The 24,524-nt window shown below is 38.6% G+C and carries 19 protein-coding genes; 11 read left to right on the top strand and 8 right to left on the bottom strand.

What is annotated here, in order from left to right; genetic code table 11:
* Positions 1 to 14 precede the first annotated feature (14 nt).
* The gene (gene katA, locus LJY09_RS25990) at positions 15 to 1,475 is read right to left on the bottom strand and encodes a catalase KatA (RefSeq protein ID WP_154974078.1); all 1,461 of its coding nucleotides are present in this window, start codon (positions 1,473 to 1,475) and stop codon (positions 15 to 17) included.
* 276 nt (positions 1,476 to 1,751) lie between these two features.
* A complete protein-coding gene (cstA, locus tag LJY09_RS25985; RefSeq protein ID WP_014457699.1) occupies positions 1,752 to 3,560 on the bottom strand; it encodes a carbon starvation protein CstA in 1,809 nt (602 codons plus the stop codon).
* A gap of 244 nt (positions 3,561 to 3,804) precedes the next feature.
* Between cstA and proB the strand changes: the two genes are divergently transcribed.
* Positions 3,805 to 4,638, top strand: coding sequence for a glutamate 5-kinase (proB, locus tag LJY09_RS25980; RefSeq protein WP_034327309.1), 834 nt, complete (start codon positions 3,805 to 3,807; stop codon positions 4,636 to 4,638).
* On the top strand, positions 4,635 to 5,879 hold the full coding sequence (locus LJY09_RS25975; RefSeq protein ID WP_154974076.1) for a glutamate-5-semialdehyde dehydrogenase: 1,245 nt from the start codon (positions 4,635 to 4,637) through the stop codon (positions 5,877 to 5,879). Before proB ends, LJY09_RS25975 begins: the two co-directional genes overlap by 4 nt.
* 273 nt (positions 5,880 to 6,152) lie before the next feature.
* Here LJY09_RS25975 and LJY09_RS25970 read toward each other — a convergent pair whose 3' ends face one another.
* Positions 6,153 to 7,538, bottom strand: a complete 1,386-nt coding sequence (locus tag LJY09_RS25970; protein ID WP_154974074.1) for a sugar porter family MFS transporter — start codon at positions 7,536 to 7,538, stop codon at positions 6,153 to 6,155.
* Positions 7,539 to 7,729: 191 nt separating this feature from the next.
* Between LJY09_RS25970 and LJY09_RS25965 the strand changes: the two genes are divergently transcribed.
* From LJY09_RS25965 to LJY09_RS25925, 9 genes are all read left to right on the top strand, one after another.
* Positions 7,730 to 8,506, top strand: coding sequence for an alpha/beta hydrolase (locus LJY09_RS25965; RefSeq protein ID WP_155010609.1), 777 nt, complete (start codon positions 7,730 to 7,732; stop codon positions 8,504 to 8,506).
* A 95-nt stretch (positions 8,507 to 8,601) separates the two neighbouring features.
* Entirely contained in the window at positions 8,602 to 9,612 is a 1,011-nt protein-coding gene (locus tag LJY09_RS25960) for a LacI family DNA-binding transcriptional regulator (protein WP_154974070.1), read from the top strand.
* A gap of 144 nt (positions 9,613 to 9,756) precedes the next feature.
* Entirely contained in the window at positions 9,757 to 10,518 is a 762-nt protein-coding gene (locus tag LJY09_RS25955; protein ID WP_013085528.1) for a threonine/serine exporter family protein, read from the top strand.
* A gap of 14 nt (positions 10,519 to 10,532) precedes the next feature.
* A complete protein-coding gene (locus LJY09_RS25950; protein ID WP_013059882.1) occupies positions 10,533 to 10,988 on the top strand; it encodes a threonine/serine exporter family protein in 456 nt (151 codons plus the stop codon).
* A gap of 300 nt (positions 10,989 to 11,288) precedes the next feature.
* The gene (locus tag LJY09_RS25945; protein WP_155010608.1) at positions 11,289 to 12,695 is read left to right on the top strand and encodes a cytochrome ubiquinol oxidase subunit I; all 1,407 of its coding nucleotides are present in this window, start codon (positions 11,289 to 11,291) and stop codon (positions 12,693 to 12,695) included.
* On the top strand, positions 12,682 to 13,698 hold the full coding sequence (cydB, locus tag LJY09_RS25940; protein ID WP_028411941.1) for a cytochrome d ubiquinol oxidase subunit II: 1,017 nt from the start codon (positions 12,682 to 12,684) through the stop codon (positions 13,696 to 13,698). The genes LJY09_RS25945 and cydB overlap by 14 nt, the downstream gene beginning before the upstream one ends.
* Positions 13,698 to 15,410: a thiol reductant ABC exporter subunit CydD gene (gene cydD / locus LJY09_RS25935; RefSeq protein WP_033580376.1), complete on the top strand. Its 1,713-nt coding sequence runs from the start codon at positions 13,698 to 13,700 to the stop codon at positions 15,408 to 15,410. The genes cydB and cydD overlap by 1 nt, the downstream gene beginning before the upstream one ends.
* A complete protein-coding gene (cydC, locus tag LJY09_RS25930) occupies positions 15,410 to 17,155 on the top strand; it encodes a thiol reductant ABC exporter subunit CydC (protein ID WP_228307464.1) in 1,746 nt (581 codons plus the stop codon). The genes cydD and cydC overlap by 1 nt, the downstream gene beginning before the upstream one ends.
* 225 nt (positions 17,156 to 17,380) lie before the next feature.
* Positions 17,381 to 19,180, top strand: a complete 1,800-nt coding sequence (locus tag LJY09_RS25925) for a cation:proton antiporter (RefSeq protein WP_155010606.1) — start codon at positions 17,381 to 17,383, stop codon at positions 19,178 to 19,180.
* A 29-nt stretch (positions 19,181 to 19,209) separates the two neighbouring features.
* Here LJY09_RS25925 and LJY09_RS25920 read toward each other — a convergent pair whose 3' ends face one another.
* Genes LJY09_RS25920 through LJY09_RS25900 form a run of 5 tightly spaced genes read right to left on the bottom strand, consistent with a single transcriptional unit; the run spans position 19,210 to position 24,523 of the window.
* Positions 19,210 to 20,586 carry an O-antigen ligase family protein gene (locus LJY09_RS25920; protein WP_028411945.1) on the bottom strand — a complete coding sequence of 459 codons (1,377 nt, stop codon included), beginning with the start codon at positions 20,584 to 20,586 and terminating at the stop codon, positions 19,210 to 19,212.
* 25 nt (positions 20,587 to 20,611) lie between these two features.
* Positions 20,612 to 22,114, bottom strand: coding sequence for a murein biosynthesis integral membrane protein MurJ (gene murJ, locus LJY09_RS25915; RefSeq protein ID WP_028411946.1), 1,503 nt, complete (start codon positions 22,112 to 22,114; stop codon positions 20,612 to 20,614).
* A 30-nt stretch (positions 22,115 to 22,144) separates the two neighbouring features.
* Positions 22,145 to 22,477 (bottom strand): EamA family transporter, encoded by a 333-nt coding sequence (locus LJY09_RS25910; RefSeq protein ID WP_014457712.1) that lies wholly within the window; start codon positions 22,475 to 22,477, stop codon positions 22,145 to 22,147.
* Complete coding sequence (locus LJY09_RS25905) at positions 22,470 to 22,805, bottom strand: EamA family transporter (protein ID WP_013059873.1); 336 nt, start codon at positions 22,803 to 22,805, stop codon at positions 22,470 to 22,472. Before LJY09_RS25905 ends, LJY09_RS25910 begins: the two co-directional genes overlap by 8 nt.
* Complete coding sequence (locus LJY09_RS25900) at positions 22,805 to 24,523, bottom strand: DUF6020 family protein (RefSeq protein ID WP_098112261.1); 1,719 nt, start codon at positions 24,521 to 24,523, stop codon at positions 22,805 to 22,807. Before LJY09_RS25900 ends, LJY09_RS25905 begins: the two co-directional genes overlap by 1 nt.
* Position 24,524: the final 1 nt, after the last annotated feature.

The following is a 24,524-nucleotide window of genomic DNA, read 5'->3' as shown; positions in this document are numbered from 1 at the left end:
GAAAGCTGATATCTTTATTTTACTTGCTGCGGAACAGACAATCCTAAACCGTCTGCAACGCGTGTTCCATACTCTGGATCCGCTTTGTAGAAGTGCTGAATTTGACGCAGTTTAATCTCTTCTTTTTCTACAGGCTTCATAGCTTCAACGATGTTTGCAACTAGTCGTGTACGCTCGTCTTCGCTTAGAAGGCGGTATAAGTCACCTGCTTGCGTGTAATGGTCGTTATGATCATATGCAACACTATCGGCAACGCCTGAAACAGGGTATGCCGCTTGTTTGTTTTCATGAGATTCTGTCGGACCGCCAAAGCTGTTTGGCTCATAGTAAACAGAACGGCCGCCGTTATCGTCAAAGCGCATTTGACCATCACGCTGATAGTTATTTACTTCATTGCGCGGACGGTTAATAGGTAGCGCTTGATGGTTAGCACCCACGCGGTAGCGATGTGCATCGCTGTATGCGAATAGTCGACCTTGCAGCATTTTATCAGGTGATACGTCAATTCCCGGTACAAGTGTTCCAGGTGAGAATGTAGCTTGCTCCACTTCGGCAAAATAATTTTCTGGGTTTCGGTCCAAGACCATGCGACCTACTTCAATTAACGGATAGTCTTTTTGTGACCAAACCTTTGTTACGTCAAACGGATCAAAGCGGTACGTATCAGCGTCTTCTAATGGCATAATTTGAACGTACAGCTTCCATGAAGGGAAATCGCCTTTTTCAATGGCATTAAATAGATCTTCAGTATGATAATCTGGATTTTCACCAGCTAGCTTTGCGGCTACGTCTGGAGACAGATTTTTCACGCCTTGCTCTGTTTTAAAGTGATATTTTACCCAAACGCCATCTCCTTCGGCATTAACCCATTTAAATGTATGGCTGCCAAATCCATGCATATGGCGTAACGTTGCCGGGATACCACGATCAGACATTAAAATAGAAACTTGATGCAAAGATTCAGGAGATAAAGACCAGAAATCCCACACGGCCGTCGGGTTTTTCAAATGCGTGCGTGGATCGCGTTTTTGTGTATGAATAAAATCGGGAAATTTAATCGCATCTCGGATGAAAAATACAGGTGTATTATTTCCGACTAAGTCGTAGTTGCCTTCTTCTGTATAAAATTTAACAGCAAATCCGCGAGGGTCGCGAACGGTATCTGCTGAGCCGTTTTCACCAGCTACTGTTGAAAAGCGAACAAATAGAGGTGTTCGTTTTCCTACTTCAGAAAGGAAAGCTGCTTTTGTATAGGCTGAAACATTGTTTGTCACTTCAAAATAACCGTGGGCACCGGCGCCTTTTGCGTGTACGACGCGTTCAGGAACACGCTCTCGGTTAAAATGGGCTAATTTCTCTAAAAGGTGAACATCTTGAATTAAAGTAGGTCCGCGTGAACCAGCGGTCATCGAATTTTGATTATCTCCAACCGGAGATCCCCAACTAGTCGTTAAGTTATTCTTGTTTGTTGTCATCTTAGAACCACCTCTTATTTGAATTTTATTATGTTAGAAATAATAATAACATTTTTAAATAAAAAATCAATACTAAATTATAATTATTATAATTTAAAGTGTTAATTTTGAGATGTAGTCAGTGGGGGTTATAAGCATGTGAAGTGTACGAACTATTTTAAAAATTTTCTGTATAGTATATTTAGTTTAATAATAAAAATGCCTGGTGTGCAATTATTTTGACCGGCTATTATCATATCAAAAACACGCTTGCTTATATAAGCAAGCGTGTTCGTTTTATATATTTTGTGATAAGTTTGCTTTCGCCGCTAGTTCAGCCTGAGGCGTGCGCCAAAGCTGCGTCCATTTTTGAATCGCGGCAATCATAATAATGAGACCGAGTATAAGCATGATGATTGAAAGAGTCGCATTTAATATGCTGTAACCTGCCGCAGCTTCATTTAAATACACATTCTTAACCATCCAATAACCCGCATAGTTAACCGTTACGTAAAGGTAGGCTAGTGGAATAAGACAAGTAAGCATATAGGAGCGCTTATCTGCAATTCTAAGAATAACGGTTGCACCAATAATTAAACCAATGGATGCCATTAACTGATTCGATACGCCGAACAGCGCCCAAACTGAGCCAATATCTCCTGAGAACAATAAGTATCCCCACATAAAACAGGCTAGGGCACTTGCAAAAATGGACCCAGGAAGCCAGTCTACTCGCTTCAATGGCTTATAAAATTCACCGAAAAAATCTTGAATTAAATAGCGGGAAACGCGTGTACCCGCGTCGATAGCAGTCAAAATAAACACTGCTTCAAACATAATAACGAATTGAAAAAAGTAAGAAGACAAGTGGCTGAACCAAGGAATTTCCGTGAAAATATACGTCATTCCTACAGCCAGTGTAACAGCGCCGCCTGTACGGCCTTCTAAGTTTAGGCCAATTTCTTGGCTAAGCTGAGGAAGAGCCGTTACGTTCATGCCAAGCGTTTTGAACACTTCAGGTGTAGAGTTGATTGCAAAATAGTCTCCAGGATGTAAAGCAGTTGCGGCAATTAATGCCATAATTCCTACTAAGCATTCGACTAACATCGCGCCGAAGCCTACAACTTTAATGTCACTCCAACGATCAAGCATCTTAGGGGTTGTTCCTGAACCAACAAATGCATGGAAGCCAGAAATAGCACCGCAGGCGATCGTAATGGAAATGAACGGCCACACAGGTCCTGCTAAAATAGGGCCGCCTCCGTGAATAAATTCAGTAACTGCAGGAAATGGAATTGCTGGATTTACGAAAAACACGCCTACAATCAGCGCGATAAAGACACCAATTTTCATAAAGCTGCTTAAGTAATCTCGAGGTGCTAAAAGCAGCCAAACGGGCAAGGCCGCTGCGAAAAATGCATAAACGGGAAGAATAATTGAAAGTGTTTTTATATCTAGCGTTAAAAAATCTCCTAAAGCTGTTCCTTGAATATAAGGACCGCTAAATACGGCAATTAAAATTAAAATGAAGCCGACGGTAGAAGCCGCTTTTAAATTACCTGTTTTTTTGTGGTAAATACCTACCCCCATTGCGATCGGAATCGTAATTCCAACAGCGAATGTACCCCAAGGATTTTTCTCAAGTGCGTGTAACACGACCATAGATAAACCGGCCATTGTGATGGTAATGATAAAAAGCATAGCTAAACCTGTACAAAAACCAGCGACGGGTCCTAGCTCTTTTTTAGCCACTTCTGAAAGCGACTGGCCTTTTTGGCGCATAGATGCAAATAACACAACTGCATCGTGAACGGCTCCTCCGATTACAGCTCCGATTAAAAGCCAGAGCAGTCCGGGCAAATAGCCAAACTGAGCCGCTAAAATAGGTCCAACAAGCGGACCCGCAGCTGCAATAGCTGCAAAGTGATGACCAAATGTTACCCATCGGTTGGTTGGCACATAATCTTTTCCATCTTCAAGCTCATGTGCCGGCGTTTTTTGCGCATCGTTTAGTTTCAAGACCTTAACAGCCATGAATGTTCCATAAAGCCGATACGCAATCATTAAAATACAGATAGATCCAATAACAATCGTAACCGCATTCATTACAAATCCCCCTATCCCTTAGTTGTCTGATGTTTGTACTACTACACAACGTTATGTAATTGTGTGTTCCCCTTACAACTTTCATTATAAAAGAAGAAAGCGCTTTTATCACCAGTTTTTCCCTTAATTATTTAAAAAATTAGAAAGTTCAAATTCCCTTTGAAAAACTATAAGACTTTTCGCATAATCTCTGCTATAATTTTTAAAAAAATTAGTACGCATTTAGGTGTTTTTAGTTAGGGAGATGAAAAGAGTGAACCATCGTCACGAGTTACAAAATAGCAAGCGTATTGTAGTCAAAGTAGGGACCTCTACGTTGACTTATGATAATGGAGATATTAACTTAGCACGCATTGAAAAACTAGCGCGTGTTTTATCTGATTTAATGAATGCAGGAAAAGAAGTTGTGCTTGTTACATCAGGTGCCGTTCAAGTGGGAGTAAAAAAACTAAAGTTAAAAGAAAAGCCAACTTCTATTCGAGAAAAACAAGCAGCAGCCTCTGTCGGGCAATGTGAGCTTATGCATATCTACAGTAAATTCTTTGGTGAGTACAGTCACATTGTTGGTCAAGTACTGTTAACAAAAGATGTAATCGAAGATGAACATGTGCGCAATAACGTTGTGAACACGTTTGAAAAATTAATTGAAGACAAAGTGATTCCTATTGTGAATGAAAACGATACAGTTGCAATCGATGAGATTGAAAACATCGTGCGTTTTGGAGATAACGATAATTTATCGGCCATTGTTTCAGTTTTGATTCACGCAGATTTACTCGTTATTTTATCTGATATTGACGGTTTCTTTGATTCAGATCCCACAAAAAACCCTAACTCTAAATTAATGAAAGTAATAGATGGCATCACGCCGGAGCTTGAGAATTTTGCTGGAGATAGTGGAACTGACGTTGGAACAGGCGGAATGGTCACAAAGCTTACCGCTGCTAAAACAGCTACAAGTGCAGGCGTGAGCTTAATCTTAGCAAATGGTAAAGAGCCAAGTATTTTGCGAGATATTATTGAAGGCCAAGAAATTGGAACGTTATTCTTAAAACAAGCTGAAGGAGTAATGAAATGAGTGAATTGCAGCTTAAAGGAAAGCAGGCAAAAGAAGCCTCTTATTTCTTAGGAAATGTAACGAGCGAACAAAAACAGCAGGCACTTTATAAAATGGCGGCTGCTCTATTGGATCAACAAGAGACGATTTTAAAAGCAAATGAATTAGACGTAGAAAAAGCCGTTCAAAAAGGCACGTCAAAAGCGATGTTGGATCGCCTATCTTTAAATGAAGGGCGGATTCATGGAATGGCAGACGGCCTGCGCCAAGTAGCTGCGCTTGCAGATCCGGTAGGAGAAGTGCTGTCTATGGCCAAACGACCAAATGGCTTACAAATTGGGCAGCAGCGTGTACCTATTGGTGTCATAGGAATTATTTATGAAGCGCGTCCAAACGTTACATGTGATGCAGCAGGCTTATGCTTAAAAGCAGGAAATGCGGTTATTTTGCGCGGAGGCAGTGAGGCATTTCATTCGAATCAAGCGATTGTTTCTATATTATCCCAAGCTGCGGCAAGTGCAGGATTTCCTGAGCATAGCGTACAGCTTATTGAAGATACGTCGAGAGAAACAGCACTGGAGTTAATGAAGCTAAATGAATATATCGATGTATTAATTCCTCGAGGCGGTGCTGGTTTAATTGAAGCGGTGGTAAAAAATGCAACGGTTCCTGTTATTGAGACAGGAACCGGGAACTGCCACATTTATGTTGATGAAGAATATGACCGTGACATGGCAGCCAGTATTGTCATTAATGCAAAAACATCTCGTCCAGCGGTGTGCAACTCAGCCGAAAAGCTGATTATTCATGAACGGGCGGCTCATGAATTTTTGCCGATTATTGTTCAAGCGCTACGAGAGAAAGATGTAGAAGTACGCGGTGATGAACGTGCGCTCACAATCGTTCCAGATCTTGTTCCAGCAGGGGATGAGGATTGGAAGAAAGAATATCTGGATTTCATCATGGCAGTTAAAATCGTAGATGATATCGATGAAGCGATTTCCCATATTAATATTCATAGTTCACATCATTCTGAAGCGATTGTAACAACAAATTATGCTCATGCTCAGCGTTTTTTACAGCGCGTTAATTCAGCTGCTGTTTATGTGAATGCTTCAACGAGATTTACGGACGGAGAAGAGTTTGGTTTCGGGGCAGAAATCGGAATTAGTACACAAAAGCTTCATGCGCGTGGACCAATGGGATTAAAGGAATTAACAACATTAAAATATATTATTTACGGAGATGGACAAATTCGATAAAAAGAAGAGGCTGGGACGAAAGTATTTTAGACAAACTAAAAACGAACCATTGATCAAAATTTTTGATTCGTGGTTCGTTTTTTTTGTTAGGGTGAACATAGTTTTCATCTGTTTAAATTCTTCTAGTAGTTGATTGGAGGGCGAGATGAAGACTCCCGCGGAAAGCGAAGTCTTGCACGGAAATCAACTACGGTGTCATAAGCCGTTTAGCTCATGTATCCCATTTGTTTTTCTTTAGATTGGATTCATTTAGTTATACCCCAACCTCTTCTCTTACTTCCATATATGTTCAATTTCTTCAAGTGACTTTCCTTTTGTTTCTGGCACCCACTTCCATATAAACAAAAATGAAGCGATACACATAATCATAAAAGATAAAAAGGTAAAAGATCCTCCAGCTTTGTTCCAAAGAATAGGAAAAAACTGAGACACAAACCAATTAGCTATCCATAAGAAAAAGGTGGAAAAAGACATTGCATAGCCTCTCGCATGATTAGGAAAAATTTCAGAAATCACAACCCATACAACAGGTCCCATAGAAATATTAAAAAGAAATAAATAAAAAACAATAAGTAAACTAGTAGTCAAGCCTTCAGTACCCGGTGAATGAAATCCAAAAGAAACGAGAAGCTGCGTAACAGCCATACCGGCTGTGCCAATAAGTAATAAAGCTTTGCGGCCAATCCGGTCTATAAGCCACATGGAACAAAGAACGCCTAAAAAGGCAGCTACACCAATCATAGACGTAACAAGGAGAGATAAATCTCCTCTAGCTCCAGCTGCTTCAAAAACTTGCGGGGCGTAATAAATAATGGCATTGATTCCGACAAGCTGTTGAAAGGCTGCAAGTAGAATACCAATAAGCAACGCTTTTCGAAGGCCTGCCTCTTTAAAAAGCGAAAGAGAATCCGGTTGATTTTCTTTTAACGATTGCTCAATATGATACAGCTCTTGGCGTGCAATGTGTGTACCATTGATTTTAATTAAAATGTCCATAGCTTCTACAGTGCGGTTTGCTTTTACCAGCCACCTCGGACTTTCAGGAACAGGAGAAAGGATAAGAAGAAATAAAAGAGCTGGAATTCCAGAAGCACCGATAATGTAGCGCCATCCTGTGGAATTCTGCCATGCGTCTTCCCCAATAGATAAAATGTAGTCATTTACAAAATAGACAAAAACAATCCCAACGGCAACAGCAAATTGATAAAGAGAGCCTAAGCGGCCGCGCATGTGCGGAGGGGCTATTTCAGAAATATAGGTAATAGAAAGAACAGAAGCCATGCCAATGCCTAGTCCTCCAATAATTCGAGAAATAATCACAAAAGAGATGGATGAAGATAGCGCTTGCATAATTGCGGATACGATAAATAAAGAAGCTGCTAAAAGCAAGATGCTTTTTCTACCGAATCGATCACTCAGTTTTCCTGAAGCAAGTACCCCAACAGCACCACCGAGCAGCAAACTAGATACAACAAAACCTACCATCGTTGGACTAAGATTAAAATGCACTTCCATCAACCCAATAGCCCCTGAAATGACGGCTGTGTCATAACCGTAAAGTAACCCTCCAAAAGCAGCTGCACATGAAATGAAAATAACAAAAAATAGATTTCCTTTTTGCTCCTTATACTCGTCAGAAGTTACTTTTACTATCCCCATATAAATTCCTCCTTTGAATCGCGTTCACTATTTTAATTTAAAAAAACGTTATACGTAAAACGTTTTCATAAAAGATGTTTTTATGTTAAACTAAAAATTATAAATAATCAAACTATTTTTTAGCTTTTATATGAATTATGTACGTTTTGTTATCAATCAATAGGGAAGAAAAAGTAAGGGGGAAGAGAAATATGGCGTTTATTCAATGTGATTTTTTTTCAGAAGTATTACAAATAAGTACTTCAATGAACGTTTTGATACCGCAGCAAACAAAATCTCAGATTGGTTTACAAACCAATACAAGAAGTGAGAAACACCCTACGCTCTATTTATTACACGGTCTTTCTGATGATCATACGATATGGATGAGAAGAACTTCGATTGAACGCTACGCATCAGAATTAGGACTTGCAGTTGTAATGCCAAATGTAGATCGTAGCTTTTATAGAGATATGGCTTATGGAAAGAAGTATTGGACGTTTGTAACAGAAGAACTTCCTCAATTGGCTAGGTCATTCTTTCCGTTATCGGAAAAAAGAGAAGATAATTTTGTGGCTGGTCTTTCTATGGGAGGGTACGGCGCTTTAAAATGGGCGTTTCGCAAACCACATCAATTTTCTGCAGCTGCCAGTTTATCAGGAGTGATGGACATTGAAGGGCTTGGAGAGCGAGGGGAAGTTCAGTTCCTAGATTATCCTTTGATTTTTGGCATGCCGCCTGTTATTAGACCTGAGGATGATCTTTTCTGGCTGCTTGAAAATCGCCGGCGCTATGGAGAAGTGACTCCGCGTATTTATCAATGCTGTGGAACGGAAGATTTTTTATATCAGGAAAATAAACGTTTTTCCGAGCGATGTAAGCAAGAGCCTATTTGTTTTACATATGAAAAAGGAAAAGGAAGTCACGACTGGGCATATTGGGATCACAAAATTCAAGATGTGTTAAAGTGGCTGTTTAGTGAAAAGTAGGGAAGGTAGTTTTGGGTGGTTCCGACTTCTAGTAGTATAATAAAGAAAAATGTTTACTTGGTCGATAGACTAAAAGGAAATAGGAGTCGGTACGAATGGGGAGAAAAAAAGTCACGATTACAGAAGTAGCAAAAGAAGCGGGTGTTTCATTAGCTACGGTATCAAGAATTTTCAATAATAAAGACGGTAAAATTAAAATCAGTGAAAAAACAAAACAAAAAGTACTAAAAGCAGCAGCTCATTTAGGGTATCAGACGAATCCATTTGCGGCAGCTCTGCGTGCCCAAAAAACAGGGATTATCGGGATATTAATTAGAGATTTAAAAGACCCGTTTTTAATTGAACTGTTAAAAAAGGTACAGCAGCAAGTCCAAAGTCGAGGGATGGACGTTCTTATTGGACATACGGATTACCAAGAAGCAACGGCTGAGCGTCAATTAAATGTGATGATGAATCATTGGTTTGATGGGGTCATTCTATTAGATTACGTAGCGGCTCATCATCCGTTTGTAGACGTATTAAAACAATATCAAACGCCTTACGTTTCTCTTACAGGAGACGGCTCTTCTGCACTTTGGCCAATTGTACATGTAGATGATGCGGTGGGAATGCAATTAGCTGTTGCTCACTTAACGGACCTTGGCCATAATAATATCGGGTTCGTTGGAAAAGCTGTAAGCGGAGTGGAGCACCGTCTGTCTCTTTTTTATCAATATGTACCGTCAGCAAACGCAAAGTTTGTGAAAGAAAATATGAATAACTCAGATGAACTATATCAGTTTATAAATGAGCTAGCTCATCATCCAGAGCCCCCAACTGCGCTTATTTGTGCTACGGATGATATTGCTCTGAAAGTGATACACTGTGCGTGGCAAAACGGGCTTCACGTTCCAGGGGATTTGTCTGTTATAGGGTTTGATGATATTACAGAAGCTAGTGAAGCGCAGCCTCCGCTAACAACTATCCGTCAACCGATGGAAAAAATGGCTGAAAAAGCAGTAAACCTCTTACTTCAGCAAATTCAGGATCAGCAAGAAATAGATCAGGTACAGTATAAAATGGCACCTGTATTAATAGAGCGTGAGACCACAAAACGTATGAATTGATAAGGAATGTATATACTATTCCTGAAAGTGTGAGACAAAAAGTCCACACTTTTTTGCATTAACCATTGCGTCCACTTCCCTCTTTCTTATACACTGTATGCTGTAGGGGAAAAAACCAAGCTTTAATATGTTTGGAGCGATTTGATGACACAGCAAAAATTAGATAAATATGAAATTATGGACGTTAGCTTACTAGCAGGTAAAATTATGTTAGAAAGCGGAGCAGAAACGTATCGAGTAGAAGACACAATGATGCGGATTGCAGCGTCTTACGGTATAAAAAAATCCCACAGCTATGTGACGCCAACAGGGATTATGTTTTCACTTGAAACGAAAGAACCGACGAAAACGAAGTTAATTCGTATTTCCGAACGAACGACCGATTTAAAAAAAGTAACTATGGTAAATAGCGTCTCAAGAACCATCAGTCAAGGAAACATCTCCTTGGAGGAAGCGTATGAAATGCTACAAGAAATTGAAGCAACGAACGTAGCTTTTCCACTATGGGTTCAACTTGCAGCTGCATCCATTTCTAGCGGATGCTTTTTAATCATGTTTCAAGGTTTATGGACGGACTTTATTCCAGCGATGTTTTCAGGAGGTCTCGGATTTTTAACCGTGGTGTATTTCCACCGTCTTATTCCGATTCGCTTTTTTGCTGAGTTTACCGCTTCGTTAGTTATTGGACTTTTATCAGCTCTTTTAGTCGCTTCAGGACTAGGAACGCAAATTGATAAAATTATTATTGGATCCGTTATGCCTCTCGTTCCTGGGTTATCGATTACCAATGCAGTGCGAGATTTAATGGCGGGACATTTACTGTCTGGATTATCAAAAGGAGCAGAAGCGTTTCTGACGGCATTTGCTATTGGTGCAGGTATTGCCATTGTATTTACGCTTCTATAGAAGGGAGGCATCATATGCATATCGTAGAGCAGATAATTACAAGTTTTATTGCTTCAGCAGCGTTTGGGATTATTTTTAATGTTCCACGTGAATCATTATTAAAAAGTGGCTTTGTCGGAATGATTGGCTGGCTCATTTACTATTTGCTAACGTTCTATGGTGTAGATGAAATTCCAAGCACTGTAGCATCGGCCTTTTTTATTGCTATTATTAGTCAAATTTACGCAAAAATTTATCGTACGCCGATCATTATTTTCACCGTAGCAGGTATTATTCCGCTCGTTCCAGGGGGAACAGCATACGATGCCATGCGTAACTTTGTAGAAAATAATTATAATGAAGCGATTAGTCTTGCAGCAAAAGCCTTTATGATTTCAGGTTCAATTGCCATTGGTATTGTATTTTCTGAAGTCATTAACCAAATCATTCGTCAATCTAAATTAAATGCGAAAGCAAAATATCGACCGTAGAGAAGCAAGCTCAAATCAGAGCGTGCTTTTTTTATGAAAAAATAAAGAGATCCTGCCCTTTTTTGTCACAAGAAAGTCACGTTTTAGTCTAAAAACGTTCAAAAAATGTACGTGCACAGCTAAAAAAATAGACTATACTATGTAAATAGAAAGAGAGACATTACATATGTTTGTGAAATGTTGAGCATATTTCTCGAATTGTTATGCTCAATGTTTCACAATATAAGTAAAAGATGCTCAGAAATGAGCAAAGTATCTATGGAAATGATGAATGTTCTTATATATGAAAGGAGAAAGAAGATGGGTACAGTCATACTATCACGTATTCAATTTGCATCAACGACGCTGTTTCATTTTATCTTTGTACCGCTGTCTATCGGCCTTGTCTTTTTAGTAGCGATCATGGAAACGATGTACGTAGTAAAAAAAGATGAACAGTATAAAAAGATGGCAAAGTTTTGGGGGCACTTATTCCTGATTAACTTTGCTGTCGGAGTCGTAACAGGTATTTTACAAGAATTTCAGTTTGGCATGAACTGGTCAGAGTACTCAAGATTTGTAGGAGATGTATTTGGTGCGCCGCTTGCTATTGAAGCACTGCTCGCGTTTTTTATGGAGTCCACGTTCCTCGGGCTGTGGATTTTCGGGTGGGATCGTTTGCCTAAATGGCTGCACTGTCTATGTATTTGGCTTGTTAGTCTAGGTACTATCTTTTCAGCGTTCTTTATTTTAACGGCTAATTCTTTTATGCAGCATCCGGTCGGAATGGAGCTAAATAATGGCCGTTTAGAAATGAATGACTTCTTTAAATTGTTAACGAACGGTCAGCTGTGGGTCGAATTCCCTCATACAATTTTAGGTTCGTTTGCAACAGGCGCCTTTTTTATCACGGGTGTCAGCGCTGTTATGCTCTTGAAGAAAAAACATGTGGCTTTTGCTAAAAAATCATTTCAAGTTGCTATCCTTGTAGGGCTAGTTTCAGGTGTAGGAATTGCACTATCTGGGCATGAACAGGCCGGATATTTAGTTAAAACACAGCCGATGAAAATGGCCGCAAGTGAAGGATTATGGGAAAACAGCGGAAGTCCAGGTGCTTGGACAGTAACAGCAAATATTCACCCTGATGAAAAGAAAAATACGAGTGAAATCAAAATACCTTACTTATTAAGCTTCTTATCATACGGTAAGTTTTCAGGCTCCGTTCCTGGAATGAATGAGCTGCAGCAGCAGTATACGGCGAAATATGGAGAAGGAAATTATATTCCACCCGTTCGAACAACGTTTTGGAGTTTCCGCATTATGGCTGGTCTAGGTGGCGTATTATGTGCATTAGGCATTTGGGGTACGTACTTGCTTTCTCGTAAAAAACTTCAAGAAAGCAAACTATTTTTACGTATTATGACGATTGCCATCGCCTTTCCGTTCCTTGGAAGCTCAGCAGGTTGGATTATGACAGAGATTGGCCGTCAGCCTTGGGTTGTATTTGGCTATATGAAAACCGAAGATGCCGTGTCTCCTGGTGTAACAGCAGGTGAATTGCTATTTTCTATTATCTCGTTTTCGTTCTTTTACTTAATTTTAGCTGTGATTATGGTGTTCTTGTTCGTTAAAGAAATTAAAAAAGGTCCAGATCACGATCACGAAGCACATACAAAAGTAACATCAACTGATCCGTTTACAAAGGAGGGATACAATGTTTTCTCTTAATGAATTCTGGTATTTGCTAGTATCCATTCTGTTTGTTGGTTTTATCTTTTTAGAAGGCTTTGATTTTGGGATTGGAATGGTGTCTCGCTTTTTAGGAAGAAACGACTTAGAGCGACGAGCTTTTATTAATACAATCGGTCCTTTTTGGGATGCAAATGAAGTTTGGTTAATTTCAGCAATCGGTGCTATGTTTGCCGCTTTTCCAAACTGGTATGCAACGCTATTAAGCGGGTCATATGTTCTTTTTGTTCTTCTGTTGCTTTCGCTTATCGGACGCGGTGTAGCATTTGAATTTCGAGGAAAAGTTGAAAAACAAGCGTGGAAAAATGCGTGGGATTGGGTTATCTTCTTTGGAAGTCTTTTTCCACCGCTCATTTTCGGCATCTTATTTTCAGCACTAATGAAAGGATTGCCTGTTGAGCGCAACATGCAAATGAATGCCGGCTTTTCGGATATTGTGAATCTATATACCATAACGGGCGGCGTGACGCTAACGATGCTTTGCTTATGGCACGGACTTATTTTTGCGACGATCCGTACGATGGATGACATTAGAGATCGTTCACGAAAAGTTGCCATGAAGCTTTTGCCTGTTAATGCCTTGCTGCTTCTTATTTTTTCAGGCATGACGTTTTTTGAAACAAATTTATTCAGCAATCATAGCCGCTTGATGCTATACACATTTTTTATCGGTATTTTCGTGTATTTACTAGCAGGATTTTTCCTTACACGGAAAAAAGACGGATGGGCCTTTGCTATGTCTGGCTTAATTTTAATTTTATCAATTTCCTCTATATTTGCAGGATTGTTTCCAACCGTTTTGGTTAGTTCAGTCAATGAAAGCTATAGTTTAACGATTCATAATGCAGCATCAGGGAATTATTCCTTGAAAATTATGTCTTACGCTGCTATTGCGTTACTGCCTTTTGTGTTAGGTTATCAAATTTGGAGCTACTACGTTTTTAGAAAACGTGTAGATCATAAGGAGCATATGGAGTACTAATGGGTAGAAATTTAATGGTTTACAACGGAATAAAAATGGTTCTTGCCGTGTTAATAGGGCTTATTACTATTCAAAGTGTAGCCATTATTTTTCAAGCTAAGTGGCTTGCCGAAGTAATTACTGCTCTTTTTCATGGTGAAAGTTTAACTTCGCAGACAAAAGCAATCGGATTGTTTTTGTCTGCCTTTATGGTTCGTCAGATCGTAAGTTTTATAGTGAAAAAAACAGCATATCAATTTGGAGTCAAAACGACTCAGGAACTTCGTTTGACGGTCATGAAAAGCATTTTTGCACTCGGACCGCGCTTTACCAAAAATGAAGGGACAGGAAACTTGGTGACGCTCATCACCACAGGCCTACAGAAGCTTCGCGCTTATCTTGAGCTGTTTTTGCCTAAACTGGCCGCCATCAGCGTTACACCTTGGCTAGTGCTCGCTTTCGTTTGGTATCAAGATCGGCTTTCAGGCATTATTTTGCTTGTAACTATGCCAATTTTAATTTTATTTATGATTTTACTTGGACTGGCTGCCCAGAAAAAAATAGATAGCCAATGGGAGACGTATCATGTGCTGTCCAATCACTTTGTAGATTCGCTTCGAGGATTAGAAACGTTAACATTTCTCGGGAAAAGTAAGGAGCATGCTGAAACGATTGGAAGAGTCAGTGACCGCTATCGAAAAGCGACAATGGGAACGCTCCGAATTGCTTTTTTATCTACGTTTGCTTTAGATTTCTTTACGATGTTATCTGTAGCCATCGTGGCTGTTATGCTCGGTTTGCGGCTAGTGAACGGTTCGATGACGTTAGAGCCTGCACTTATGATTTTATTGCTGGCGCCTGAATACTTCCTGCCGATACGGGAAGTCGGAAACGATTATCATGCAACATTAGACGGAAAAGAATCCGGAGATGCATTAATTAAGATTGTAAAGCAGGCTGAAAAACCGTCGGCTAAAGAAGAAGATGTTCCTGATTGGACGGAAAACAGTGAAATTCAATTGCGTCATATCACCGTAAAATATGACGAAGAGCAGCCGCCTTCTCTTGAAGATGTGTCACTTCATGTTAAAGGAAGTAAAAAAATTGGGATTATAGGAAAAAGCGGAGCTGGAAAATCGACGCTTATTGATATACTGAGCGGCTTTGTACAATTTACAGAAGGGTCTGCTGAAGTAAACGGCGTGCCGGTTGATTTACGCTCAGATGCTTGGCAAAAGCAGATTACGTATATCCCTCAGCACCCATTTATTTTTAATGGAACAGTGAAAGAAAATATTGAATTTTATCAGGATAGAGGCGGTTCTTATGATTATGAAGATGCTTTAACGAAAGCAGGACTTTTATCTACGATTCAACAGATGCCTAAGAAGGAAAATGAAGTGATAGGAGATGGAGGACGGCAGCTTAGCGGCGGCCAAGCTCAAAGGATTGCCCTAGCTAGGGCGTTTCTGAGCGATCGCCCTATTATTATGCTTGATGAACCAACGGCGCAAGTAGATATTGAAACGGAATATGAATTAAAGCAAGATATCTTAACGATGTTTCAAGACAAGTTATTTATTTTAGCTACGCACCGTCTGCATTGGATGAAAGATATGGACCTCATTGTTGTAATAGAGAACGGAAAGGTTGCAGAAGTCGGCAATCATCAAGAACTGATTCGAAAAAAAGGAGCTTACTATCAATTTTTACATGAAGAGGAGGAGATATGATGAAATATAAAAGTTGGATATGGCCCTACTTTAAAACGTATAAATATCGTATCTTTTCTATCTTATTACTAAGCTTGTTAACGATTGGTTCTGCTTGTGCGCTAATGTTCACATCAGGTTACTTGATTTCAGCTTCTTCCTTACGGCCAGAAACAATCTTACTGGTGTACGTTCCCATTGTGCTTGTGCGTACATTTGGTTTAAGTCGAGCAGCCTTTCGTTATGCGGAGCGTCTTGTTAGTCACGATTTTATTCTTCGCATTTTAGCTAAAATGCGTACACGTCTTTATCATTTGATTGAACCGTTAGTTGCTACATCCCGCTATCGAACGGGAGATGTTTTAGCGGTTCTCGCTGAAGATATTGAAAGTTTACAAGACTTGTTCTTGCGTACCATTCTTCCAACAATCTCAGCTGTTATTTTATACGTTATTTCGATTGTAGCTTTAGGATTCTTTAGCCTAAAGTTTGCATGTTTGATTGCCATCTATTTATTTTTGTTAGTAGTAGTGATGCCGCTTTTTTCCCTTTGGCATATGAAAGCGGCCAATCAGCGATATAAATCAAGCAAAGCACAGTTATATGCTAAGGTCACAGACGGGTTTTTAGGAGTTGCTGATTGGGTGTTAAGCGGTCAGCAGCAGTCATTTTTTCATTCGTATAACAAAACAGAAGATGAGCTAGACCGCATGGATCGTAAGCTTAAACTATGGACGTATTACCGAGAATTGATTGGCCAATTTATTGTAGCAGGTTTAATTGTCACAATGATTTGGTTTGGGGCTTCTCTTTTTGCAGACAAAGAGCTTGCAGGTGTTTTTATTGCTGCTTTTATTTTAGTAGTATTTCCTTTATCTGAAGCACTGCTGCCGGTATCTAATGCAGTAGAAAAAATTCCTCAATTTGAAGAGTCATTAAATAGAGTGCAGGAAATGGAAAATAACTGGGAATCTGTGAATGAAAAGAAAAAACATACTCTTTCCCTACCTTACAAAGGTTCATGGGACTCGGTTAGCTTAAAAGTCGAGCATGTAAGCTTTCGCTATAGCAATGAGGAAGAGTCAGTCATTCATGATCTTTCATTTCAAGTCGAGCAAGGGAAAAAAATTGCGATTCTTGGCAAGAGCGGAGCTGGAAAGTCGACTCTGTTAAAGCTGCTGCAAGGCTCCTTATTGCCTACAGAAGGTACAGTTCAACTAAACGGTCAGTCTGTTGCTGAAGTTCGTGAAGATGTACCAAAACTCATCTCTGTATTAAATCAAAATCCTTATTTATTTAATACAAGCGTAGCAAACAATTTATTACTAGCTAATGAAAAGGCTACAAAAGAAGAGGTAATTGAGGCAATGAAGCAAGTCAATATGCACTCCCTTGTGGAAGGTTTGCATCAAGGATATCAAACGTCCATGCTCGAAACAGGTCAGCGCTTTTCAGGAGGAGAACGTCAGCGGATTGCGTTAGCACGTGTTCTACTTCAGCGTACGCCAATTGTTATGCTGGATGAGCCAACTGCAGGGTTGGATACCGTGACTGAAAAGAGTTTGTTATCCACTATCTTTGAAACTCTTCACGACAAAACTTTAATTTGGGTTACACATAATTTAGTTGGGATGGAAAAGATGGATGAAATCTTATTCCTACAAGATGGAAAGATAGCCATTCGCGGAACGCATGAGGAATTACTTGCTACGAACAGTCACTATCAAAAGCTATATGAATTGGATCATCCGGTAAAAAGCCTTTAGCAGCAGCTAAAGGCTTTTTACTATTTTATACTAAAGTGAAATTCGACAAACATGAGTAAGATATGTGTCGAACGAAGGAAAATAGCTTGGATTCAAAGAGGGGAGAGGCGTTTAGCATTTTTGAAAAAGTGGTAAAACAAGGTAGTGTTTGTTTCTTCCTGTATAACATCGGTTTATTTTAGGGAAAATATATACACATTATGCGAACGAGAGAAGGAAGATACAATGGAACCTATGCTTGTACATATCACACTTGTAGTGGGACTAGGAGTTCTATCTCAGTGGCTGGCTTGGAGATTTAAGCTACCAGCAATTGTCGTGATGTCGATTATCGGACTGCTAACAGGCCCTATTTTAGGTTTAATTGATCCTAAAGCACAGTTTGCTCAGCTTTTTGATCCTTTTGTATCGATTGCTGTAGCTGTTATTTTATTTGAAGGCAGCTTGAACTTAGACATGAGAGAGGTAAGAGGAATCGAAAAGCCCGTGTTTCGCATTGTGACACTGGGAGCCATGCTAGCTTGGATGTTAGGCTCTTTAGCTGCTCATTATATAGCGGATTTATCCTGGGCGGTGGCAATTGTTATCGGAGGGCTTTTTATTGTGACGGGTCCAACCGTAATTTTACCTCTTTTACGACAAGCTAAATTAAAACCAAAACCAGCAGCGATTTTAAAATGGGAAGGTATTATTGTCGATCCATTTGGTGCACTGTTGGCCGTTTTTTCGTTTGAAATTGTTCAATTTTTAGTGCTGAGAGAAGTGAGTGGAAAAACAATTCTCTTTTTCTTCGTAGCCTCTATTATTGCCGTTTTAATAGGATGGATTCTTGGCCGCGGAATAGGATGGATGTTTCAAAAGGGGCATATTCCAGAGTATTTAAAATCTCCGGTCGTATTTATTGTCGTTATTGCCTGCTTTACAGTAGCTGATGAAATTAAGCATGAAACAGGTCTTCTAGCAGTAACAGCGATGGGGATTACCCTTGCTAATATGCATATTTCGTCTATTAGTGATATGCGACACTTTAAAGAGAATATTTCGGTTCTATTAACTTCTACTATTTTTATCATGTTAACGGCTGGACTGACGATGAAGACCATTACTGAAATTTTTCATTGGAATATTATTTTGTTTGTTTTACTTATGCTGTTTATTGTCAGACCTGTCTCCATCTTTTTATCAACGGTAGGCACAGATTTATCTATAAAAGAAAAAATACTGATTGGCTGGATTGCCCCGCGCGGAATTGTGGCGTTAACGGTCTCAAGCTACTTTGCGAAAGTACTAATTGATGAAGGATTTAAAGATGCTTCGATCTTAACAACGCTGACATTTGCTTTAGTGTTTGCTACGGTTTGTGCACACGGTTTTTCCCTTTCATGGCTAGCTAAAAAGCTGGATTTATCGATTGGCGAAGAACCTGGTATTTTGCTTGTGGGAAGCAATGATTTTACGGTTGCCTTTGCAACGAAGTTAAAACAGCTGGGCTATCCAGTATTAGTTGCTGATTCTTCGTGGGAGCGGTTAAGAGTTGCGCGCAGAGCGGAGGTAAATGTTTATCACGGAGAAGTACTAGCTGAGCAAACGGAATATCATCTAGACTTAACTCCTTATGAATATGTGATTGCTGCAACTGAGTTAGATGCATATAATGCGCTTGTTTGTACTGCTTTTCTTCAAGATATGGGGCGGAACAATGTTTTTCAATTGAGCATTCGTGACCAAGAAGATTCAAGAGAAGATGTCGATGAAATTATGCACACAGTAAGAGGACGTATGCTCTTTAAGAAAGGAATTACGTGGGAGTTTCTGCATCATAAAATGGAGCACGGCTATACGATTTACAATACAAAAATTACGGATGAATATACGTATGAAACATATCTTGAGGAGAAAAGCGATGATTCTCTTTTACTAGCAGTGAGCAAGCAAGGAAAGGCATTGAGTTTTTTTGCTCATGATCAAGAAATAAACGTTAATGCGGGTGACACGGTGTTAAGCCTTCAGCCATTAAAAAGATAAAAAAACAGGCCTTTAATGACCTGTTTTTTTTATGCTTGTCTTTGTTTAAAATGAATGACGAACAGATAAGCAGCAGCTGCTGCAAAATAGATGGTAACGGCTGGTGCTGTAAAGACATGCCCAGCTACAAAAGCAATTCCAAGAGCTAATACAATTGCTGTACTATACATCATAAAGCTTTCATCAAGAAGCTGTGATGGCTCTTTAAATAATCGAACCAATACGGTTAAACCAACTACTAGAAGTGGAAGAACCCATAGTAAAAATCCGATGATACCTAAAGAGAAAAACAAATCATAAAAATCCATTTCAATCATCTTTGGCGGAAGCTGTTTTGTATAGTCACCAGAAAAGCCCATACCTATCATTTTTCGTGCAATAGGTGCTTTTGCATACTCTTCCTTATGATGAGCTAAGAATTGCTCACGGCTGCTTAGAATCAGATTTTGAATATCTTTATCATCTAAATTTGATTCCTTTTGTTTTTTCTTTTTAGCCGGCTTTTCTTTTTCTTTCTTTTCCGGCTTTTCTTGCTTTGTTTTCTCTTTTTTAGCCTCTAACATATCGATGTGCGTATATGTGTTTTTATAAGCTGGAGAAATCGGAGTAGTTGCTCCGGTTACAATTAAAAGCAGAATTGAGATTACTAAGTTGGCTTTAATTAAGCTGCGTTTATTCGTAAATAATTTAGCAAATAAGACAACTGTTGCTACAACTAAAGAAAGAATAACGGCACCTAAGCCTACTTTCGTTCCAAGCATGATGGACGAAACGGCTAACAAGATAAAAGGAATCCAGTAATAAGCTTTTGAAAACGAACGTACTTTATCTAAAGCTAAAAGCAGTGTGAGAGGAAGCAAAATAGCAATGGTTGCGCCTAGCTCATTCGCTGCATAAAACCAGCCTTTAAACCCAATTTTATTATACTGATAACTCTCTAGTGCTGTACCCGTTAGCATTGTACCGATAAAAACAATACTGATGATGAGTGAAGCAGTTAATAAGTTTTTGCTCAGTATTCTTTTTACATCCACAGATGATCGATAATGTGAAAACATCACAATCATTCCAAGCAGCGTAACGTTCATATAAACAACTTTATTGAAAAATTTAATTTCTTGCCCAATATAATAAGGATCTTTCCATTGATGATTTAAGTAGATGTTGAGTCCAAGAAAGAGTGCAAAAACAATAAGGTAGATAATCGAATATCTAGCCCATTTTGATTGTTTGGCAAACACTAAAAGTAGGACACCTGCAAAAATCATATATAGAAAGCGAATAACAACCCCAATTGAGAGACCACTATCCATGTTCAAAACCATGTACGTCGTTAGCATATCAATAATCGGCTGAATTGAAATAAAACCAACGAACAGAAAAAATAACCAGTATGTGTTCTTCATATAGTACTCTCCTGTTTTACGTGAATTAACGTTTTCTTTTAACTAAAAGCATAACACCTTCTACTCTGCATAATAGCGTCGACATTAAGTATACTAAACCACCTGCAATACAGACAATACCAAATCGTAAGATAACATGTAATGAATTCAAAAATGCGATGTCCTTTAAGAAGAACATGACGATCGCAACAGGTACGGAAGCTAAAAGAATTTTTCCTGTTTCTTTCACTAGATATCCGTAATGGAAGTGATTGATTTGTTTTGCCAGCATAACGAATACGATAGCCGTATAGAAAAAGGCAACTACTGACATGGAAAGTGCTAATCCTTGGTATCCCATAAATTTAGTGAAAATCATGTTAAAGATGATATTTAACACAATGGATAATAAGCCTGCTCTCATAATAAGATAACCTTTTTGAAGAGAATAAAATCCTTTTGCAAGAACAGCTTGCAGGGAATAGAAAAATACCGAACCTAGGTAATAATAAGATACATCCGTTGTTTTTAGCGTTGATTGTGCGTCAAATGCACCGCGCTGATAAGCAATCATTACAATGTCTTTCATATAAAAGATCATAATAACAATCGTCGGAATCAGCAGCATCAGCATAAACGTAATCCCTTTTTCAATTCCTGATTTAAAGCGCTCTTCATCTTTTTCAGAAATGGCTCTTGCAATCAGCGGGTAAATAATGGTTGCGACCGTAACCCCGAATATTGCCTGGGGAATACTTACAAGTCTGAAAGCATAATTTAAGTATGAAATAACACCTTCACCAAAGGAGCCAGCAAAGAAGAAGTTTACAGTTAAATTAATTTGACCGACCATAATGGTCACACCAACAGGGATGAATACTTTATAAAAAGCCACCACTTCATCACGGTCAATTTTTTGCTTCCATAACAGCAGATGCTGCGGTTTAAAATAGACAACTTTAATTAAGAAAGAAGCAATCGTTCCTACAAAGTAGCCAAGAGCAATTGCATAGCCGCCCATAATTGAATGTAATAGGATTGTACTTAAAATCGTAAATAATACAACAACGGTTTGAGAAAACACGGAGAAAGAATATTGACTTCGTGCATCAAATACACCTTCGTATACGGCATTCACTCCAACTAATGAAAGAGATAAGAAGTACATAACGCCCGTATAAATGCCTAGTTCAATTGCTGCTTTGGAAAAATTAGAATACGAAGCGGGAAAGTAAAAGAAAGCGGCAATTGATCCGAGAACCGAAATAATGAAACAAATAAGAAAGGTTGATTTAACAATATTAGTTAAATGAACCTTTCCTTTATTTTCTTTTTCATAACGTAAATAACTAGGAATAAACGCATCCTTCATCCCCGTTAACATAAATAAGATAAAAGCGTTTGGAATAATCATTGCTGCGTTGTATGAATCGACGATATAACTTGTACCGAAATAATTAGCAATAACTAAATCACGAATCATACTAGAAAATTTCAAAAATAATGTTGATATGAGCAGTAAAATGCTCGCGAATTTTAAGTTTTTCATGCGAAACTCCTACCTTTTCAAGTTATCTCATCAACTATTAGCAATAAAGAAGCATCCGACAATTAGAAGAATACAGCCGATAACTTGTTTTGTTGTAACTTTTTCTTTAATTAAAAAGTAACCGAATGTTAATGTCCAAATATACGTAATAGACGTAAGCGGAAATACAATAGAATAAGGTAACAGTGTTAAAACATACACATTAAGCAGAGCTGCCGCCCCGTAAAAAAGGCCGCCACCTACAAAGCAAATAAGCGCTAGTTTTATCTTTTTTTCGTTTAAATACGTAGAAATATACTTGAAAAAGACAGCTCCAACTGAACCTAAAAGGGTCATAATAATTAAAAGTGGGATACTATTCATCTTGGCCACCTACTAAAATTACACCTACGATAATAATAAGAGTACCGACCAGCTTCATAGGGCTAATGGTTTCATTTAATAGAAAGAAACCAAGAGCAATGCTGATGACATATCCTAGGCTTAAAAATGGATGAAGCAAGGAAACTCTTTCAAATTTAAAAGCGGCAATCATAAACACCGCTCCTAATCCATAAAGAAAAAAACCAATAATTAAATTTAAGTTAAATGAAGCTTCGGACAACTTCCAAAAAAGTTGTCCAACAGCTGTAAACAGGGAAGCCACAATAATGAGTGTGATTCCTAGCTTTTTGTTGTAATTGCTCTCCATCAGGAGGTCACATCCTTTTCTTTCTGATCAAATCGGATAAAAGGAAGACCAATAAAGAAGAAAGACACAAATACGCTTGCTAATAAATATCGGAAATCTTGAGCCGGCAATGCTGCAAGAACAGAAAGCGTGTTAAGAGCCCACGGAATGACGATAATGAGTGACGTAATTCCTCTTCGAATCACTAGCATTAATGAAAATAATAAAATGACACAGTGATAAAAAGCTGGTTTCCATAAGAATGTAAAAACAGGGTGCTTAAAAATAGCTAAGTAAGCATTAGCAGTATGTGTAATAAACGGCTCGATTACTTTATTTTTAAGACCTAAATCATTGCCGTAATAAATGTTGGTTACGTACGTATCCGTGTAGCCATCTTTAAAAGGGTTGATTTGCCATACTAAAGCCGTTTGTTTGAGAAAGCCTTCCGTTGCTAGATAAGGATTTTTGATGACAATGCTAGCATAGTTCTTAAAGTAAAGGCCTAAATCATTAAAAATAAATTCGCGGTCATAGTATTTCCACGTGAATTTAATTGGATCACTTTTGTATGGATTATACTTTTCTTTCCACAATTCAATAGGAAGCACTTTATTAAAATATTCGCGCTCTTCTTTTGACATCTCTCCATCATTTGAAATGATGTTTGCAATTTGTTGAGTTGGAATAGACAAAGCTTCATTTGGATCTGAAGGTTTTACATCAAGCCACGTGAACACAGGGCCTGTAACAATCTTTTGTAAAATAAAGACGACTAAGAAAATCGTGACAAGAGGTTTCCAATTTTTTCTGAATAAGACAATCATTAAAAGGAAAGTCAAAACAAATACAGGAAAACCATTATGTCTAAAGAAAGCTACTCCAAATGCGGAAAGTAAAAGTAAGAAAAAGCTCGCTTTACTTTTAACCCAAGCACCTTTTGACAGATAAATTTTTGCAATGTTAACCGTAAAAAACAGCAGAAAAGCACTGTATAAAATGTCTTTCCAAATAATAATTGAAAAGATTAAGAAGCTTGGAATAATGACAATAATAGCTGTTAAAAGTCCAATCATAACAGGATGTGCTTTGCGTTTAATGAAAAAGTCAAATGTATAGGCGTATATGCTCACTACAACAACAATTTGCGTGAACGCTACAATTCCTGGGTTATCCCATATTTTTGTCAGCAGCATAATGAGCCACGTAATCATAATAGGGTGCCAATCGTTAAATTCTCCGTTATGTGCCTGTCTCCACTGTGCTAATGAATCAGGAGTCATGGCCGCTGGGAAAAAGGCGAACCAGTAATATAGACTAACAGCTAAAATAAGAATCGTAACAATTCCTAGATAACGCTTTGGGTGTGCAAATATATAGTGAAAATCGTTTATCTGTTTGATAGCGCTGAGTACAGCGGCCGTCAGCAGCATTGCCAATAAAGTACGGCTGATGGCATACAAAACGAGTGAAAAAATAGTTGAGCTCGTCATATGTAAGTTATCTAAAAGTGAAAACTGTACGATAAACGAAAAAACAATCAGCAATAGCCATTCTAGCGGTTTAAATGAAGCATAAGCTCTATTTTTATAAATAAAAATAGAGCTTATGATGGTAAATACAAGTGCAGCAAAAAGGGAAAGATAGTGAACACCGTCTGGATTACCAATACTTAAACCGATAAGAATAATTAAAGCTGTTACTGTAAGCAGTAAAATACTTTTTTTATTCTTCATCATT

Source organism: Priestia sp. J2 (genome assembly GCF_020790095.1).
GTDB classification, from domain to species: Bacteria; Bacillota; Bacilli; order Bacillales; family Bacillaceae_H; genus Priestia; species Priestia zanthoxyli.
This window is presented reverse-complemented; position numbering and strand designations above follow the sequence as displayed.